Consider the following 5,206-nt stretch of genomic DNA (forward strand, 5'->3'; position numbering starts at 1 on the left):
AGGTTTTTTAGAAAATATAAGATAGACGAATTGCCTCAGCTGATAAATGTTTTAAAAGGCGATATGTCTTTTGTGGGGCCTAGACCCGACGTTCCGGGATACGCAGATAAACTTAAAGGGGAAGATAGGATAATTTTATCAGTTAAACCCGGAATTACCGGACCGGCAACTCTTAAATATAAAAACGAAGAACAAATTTTGGCTGAAGTGGATGATCCTGTTAAATATAATAATGAAGTGATATGGCCTGATAAGGTTAAAATCAACAAAGAATATATTAAAAACTGGTCTTTAAAAAAAGATATTGAATATATTATAAAAACTGTAAAGGGATAAGATGATTTACCTCTCCCCTCCTCATATGTCCGGTAAGGAACTGGAATACGTAAAAGAAGCGTTTGAGAGTAATTATATTGCCCCTGTTGGGGAGTTTATTGACAGATTTGAAGAGAAGGTAAAAAATTATGTAAAGGCAAAATCCGCTTTGGCTTTATGTAATGCTACAAGCGGACTGCATTTAGCTCTTAGGGTTTTAGGAGTTAGCAATTCAAAAGTAATAGTACCAACCTTTACTTTTATAGGCTCTGTTAATCCGATTTTGTATGAGAAAAATGAGCCGGTTTTTATAGACAGTGATGAATTTTGGCATATGGATTTGAATTTACTTGAAGATGCCTTAAAAAAAGAAAAACCAAAAGCAATCATAGCCGTTCATATTTACGGACAGATGGCTGATATTGAAAATATTAAATTTTTGGCTGATAAATATAAAGCTATCTTAATTGAAGATGCGGCGGAGGCGCTGGGAGCTTATCAATGGAAAATGGAAAATGGAAAATGGAAAATGAATAATTCCGCTGAAAAATCGGATGATTTTTCAGTGCGTTTTGCCGGGACTTTTGGTGAGATTGGAGTTTATAGTTTTAACGGAAATAAGCTTTTGACAACTTCATCTGGCGGAGTGATGGTAAGTGATAATGAAGCATTGATAAAAAAAGCCCGCCATCTCTCAACACAGGCAAAAGAGGAGGGGTTTATTGAATATGTGCATAAAGAAGTTGGATTTAATTACAGGATGAGTAATATTTTAGCGGCTATTGGGGTTGGGCAGATGGAAGTTATTGATGAGAGGATTAAAAGAAAAAGGGAAATTTTTGAGATTTATAAAAGTGAGCTTAGTGAAATAGCTGATTTTATGCCAGAACTTCCTAATACCTTTGGCACAAGGTGGCTGACAACCCTTACTTTTAAAGATTTAGACCCGTTTGAAGTCATAAAAAAATTAAAAGATAATAAGATAGAAAGCCGTCCCCTTTGGAAACCGATGCATACTCAGCCGCTTTTTAAAAATGCAAAAGCGTATATTAACGGTAAAAGTGAAGAATATTTCAGCAGGGGGCTTTGTCTGCCAAGCGGGACGGTTATGAATGATGAAGATGTAAGGAGAGTTTGTGAGATTCTCAGGAATTCTTAGGCCAACCAACTTTAAAAGGGCTCTGTTTTTTTTACTCGGAGATGTTGTAATATCCTTTTTTACTCTTTATCTGGCTTATCTTTTAAGATTTAATTTTGTTATTCCTAAAGAATATATAGATAGTTTTTTTAAGGTTTTTCCTTTAATAATCGTATTTAAACTGTTTTTTTATTTTGTTTTCAAACTCTATTTCGTCAGCTGGAGGTTTTTTTCCCTGCCCGAGCTTAAGCGCCTGATTTTGGCAACCACCCTTGCTTATCTCTCTTTTTTTATTGTTTTTTATCTTTTTAAAGATCTTTTTATTCCTATGCCAAGAAGCGCGATAATAATGGATTATTTTTTGAGCCTTCTTTTTATTGGTTTTTTTCGTATTTCCAAGCGTCTTGTTATAAAACATGTAAAAAATGTTAACGAAGCCGTTATTGTAGGAGCGAATGAAAAAACCCTTTCTCTTTTGAAACAGAATATTCCTTATGAGATAAAAGCGGTTTATGATGATGGAAATCTTGTGGGAAGTTATATTTACGGTTATAAAGTTTTGCCTTTAAGTGAAATAGAAAAAACAGATACCGCTATTATTACAAAAGAACTGCCCCAGGAAGAACTTAACAGACTTGTGGATTTTCTTAAGAATAAAGAAATATCCGATATAAAAATATACAGTCCTTTTGAAAAAAAAATAAAAGATATATCAATTGAGGATTTACTTGCCAGAAAACCGAAAGATTTGGATAAGGAAGCTATTAAAAAATTTGTAAAAGATAAAAAAATTATGGTTACCGGGGCCGGAGGCAGTATAGGAAGCGAAATTTGCAGAATCTGTGAGAAATACGGGGCAAAAGAACTTATATTAATAGAAAACAGCGAATATAATCTTTATTCTATTAACGAAGAGCTGAATATAAAAAGAAAACCTTATCTTATAGATGTTACTAAATATGAGGAAATAAAAAGAGTCTTCGAAAAGGAAAAACCCGAAATTGTTATTCATGCCGCCGCTTACAAACATGTTCCTTTATGTGAAGAAAATCCAAGAAGCGCCGTTATTAATAATATAATAGGTACGAAAAACGTAATAGACCTTTCTATTGAAAATAAAGCTGAAAATTTTATTTTAATTTCAACGGATAAAGCTGTCCGTCCTACAAACGTAATGGGTGCTACAAAAAGGGTATGTGAGCTTTATGCCCAGAATATTGAGAGTAAAAATACAAAAATAGCGGCTGTGAGATTTGGAAACGTTCTTGGAAGCAGCGGGAGCGTAGTGCCGAAATTTAAAAAACTTATAGAAGAAGGAAAACCCCTGAGTGTAACCCATCCTGAAATTACCAGGTATTTTATGCTTATACCCGAAGCCTGTCAGCTTGTTTTGCAGGCCGGAAGTCTGGCTAAAAACGGGGAAATTTTTATTCTTGATATGGGAAAACCTGTAAAAATAGTCGATTTGGCTAAAAAAATGCTAAAACTGTACGGAAAAGATGAAAATAATATTATCTATGCCGGACTAAGACCCGGTGAAAAACTTTATGAAGAGCTTTTAATAAACGAGGCTGAAAAAGAAACAAGATATGAATCTATTTTTGTAGCCAAACCTGCTAAAATGGATGTAAAAAAATTAAATCAAAAAATTGATAAACTTTCAAAATTACTACGAAAAGAAGAAATAATTAAAAAACTAAAAGAGATTGTAAGAGAATACACGCCGGCTTCTTATTGACACATCAACAACCTTTTGATAGAATTTCTTAAAAAGAGGAGGAAAAATGAAAAACTTTTTAAGTGAGAATTTAGATTTTTATAAAATTTTAGCATTATATATAAGTTCTCTAGTGTCAATTATTGTAGCTCAACTATATATTAATATTAAGCTTAAAAATATATATAGTACTTTTGGAAATAAACTTTATAAAGAAAAAATAAAAGTTTATCCTATTTTATATGAATTAATTAGTTCGTTTATAAAAAAACAAGGAACTTTAACTTTAATTGATATTGAAGATTTTAGAAATAAACTTGATGAGCTTGATTCAAAATATGGTATTTTTTTTAGTTCAAGCACGGTTACGGCATTTTATAATCTTCGCACTTTTATTTATCAACTTTTGGTCGATCTTAAAAGTAAGAAAATAACTCTAGAAGAAATAAATGATTATAATTTTTCGAATAAGTATTATCAATATTTCGAAAAAGCTGAATTAGCTTTAAAATTTGAACTAGGTTCTCATGCTTTTGCCTCACCAACGGATTATAATAAATCAAAACTCTATAATTCATACAGAGAAGGGTGGTCGTTTAAGAGAAAGTTTCAAGATACAATGAAAAAAATTAAAAGTGTTTTTATGTATTAACAAAGCATAACAAATTATTGGAGAAAAGTATTTGATCCTGCGGCTCAAATATTTCTCAATTCACCCGTTAGCTAAAAAGGAGTCAAAGGGGTTAGAGGTTGAAAAAGTTCTTGCTGACGGAGGGGAACACAGCGGGGAAGTTAATTTTCCGGTAAGTTTCGCCCTGACTCACAATCAAACGGCTGCTGCTAATATTGCCAGACTTGATGTGGAATATACAGATAAGATAAAAGTGGCAAGAGAACTGAATAAAACTTTTGAGACCAAAGGTTTTATACCTGATATGATGGAAAAATACGGATATAAAGACCCGAATGATTTTCTAAACGCCCTTGATAATCTGGATTTTAAACTTCCTCACAAAACAAGGGATATATATTTTTACTTTCCTTACAGAATGGCGGATATTTATCCTACTGTTGCGATATTCAGCAGTATTGATTTGAAAACCGGAAAGGTACATCAGTCTTTTATCGTGGCTACAAGAGTGGTAGGGGCTGGAAAAGAGGGGCTGAAATTTGCAAACGGGCTTTGGATGGGTATGAAAGGAAACATGCACCCGACATTGCGCACCAATTTTTTTATTTTTCAAACGCCGAATTTATGGTGTTTTTTTGAGAATTTATTCCAACAATAAAAAGGTTACATTGATTTGGAAGTGTGACTTCAGTCCCGCCAATGAGGTTAAAACCTCACTTCCTTATTGAAATGTTGCTAAATTTATCAAAAAATTGTGGTTAAAATTGTGTTTTTTACAAAAATTAAACAGAAATTTTATAAAAAAATAAATTTCTTAGGTGCGAAATGTCGGATGTACTAGGGTAATAAACTGGTGCCTTTAAATGCATTGTATGTGGGGCTGTATGACAGAAGAGGCAAATATAGGGTAATCAAACAGCCTTTTAATCCCAAATCCAATATAGTGATAGTATGGTATAAGCCTTTAAATAAAGTTTTGATTTTAAGCAAAGATAAATTAAACGTCACGTATGTGCAGATGTTTTTCTTTGAAAATTATGATAAAAGTTTCTTCGAACCGGTAATCATAAATCCGTTTGTTAAAATTTACAAACTTAAAAAATAATCTCTTTTGTGGGGCATTAATATAATTTCCCTATTCTTAATTGACATATCAATCTTCTTTTGTTACAATTTGTCAAAAATAAAGGTGTTTTGTGAAAAAGAGGATTGCTTTTGTATTGTTGATATTACTGCTTGTTGTAAGTGCTTTTGGACTTTATAAATATATTGTATTTACCAAAAACTATGCAACAAGCAACGCCGTTTTTGTAAAATCGGATTCTTTAACATATCTGAGCTTTAACCTTCCCGGGAAAATTGAAAAAATCTACGTAAAAGAGGGTGATGAGGTAAAAAAAGGAGA

6 protein-coding genes and 1 pseudogene are annotated in these 5,206 nt (G+C 32.4%); all 7 read left to right on the top strand.

Annotated elements, in window-relative coordinates:
* The coding region (locus tag ACXJH6_RS06300) for a sugar transferase (protein WP_456470910.1) at nt 1–336 on the top strand (336 nt) is incomplete at its 5' end.
* Nucleotide 337: 1 nt separating this feature from the next.
* Nucleotides 338–1,474: a DegT/DnrJ/EryC1/StrS family aminotransferase gene (locus ACXJH6_RS06305; RefSeq protein ID WP_456470911.1), complete on the top strand. Its 1,137-nt coding sequence runs from the start codon at nt 338–340 to the stop codon at nt 1,472–1,474.
* Nucleotides 1,452–3,191: a nucleoside-diphosphate sugar epimerase/dehydratase gene (locus ACXJH6_RS06310; protein ID WP_456470912.1), complete on the top strand. Its 1,740-nt coding sequence runs from the start codon at nt 1,452–1,454 to the stop codon at nt 3,189–3,191. Before ACXJH6_RS06305 ends, ACXJH6_RS06310 begins: the two co-directional genes overlap by 23 nt.
* 46 nt (nt 3,192–3,237) lie before the next feature.
* A complete protein-coding gene (locus ACXJH6_RS06315; protein WP_456470913.1) occupies nt 3,238–3,822 on the top strand; it encodes a hypothetical protein in 585 nt (194 codons plus the stop codon).
* Nucleotides 3,823–3,853: 31 nt separating this feature from the next.
* The gene (locus tag ACXJH6_RS06320) at nt 3,854–4,459 is read left to right on the top strand and encodes a hypothetical protein (protein WP_456470914.1); all 606 of its coding nucleotides are present in this window, start codon (nt 3,854–3,856) and stop codon (nt 4,457–4,459) included.
* Nucleotides 4,460–4,654: 195 nt separating this feature from the next.
* The gene (locus ACXJH6_RS06325) at nt 4,655–4,906 is read left to right on the top strand and encodes a hypothetical protein (RefSeq protein WP_456470915.1); all 252 of its coding nucleotides are present in this window, start codon (nt 4,655–4,657) and stop codon (nt 4,904–4,906) included.
* 91 nt (nt 4,907–4,997) lie between these two features.
* Nucleotides 4,998–5,206 (top strand): annotated as a pseudogene (locus ACXJH6_RS06330) (HlyD family secretion protein); the annotation flags it as partial.

Source organism: Caminibacter sp. (assembly GCF_053999135.1).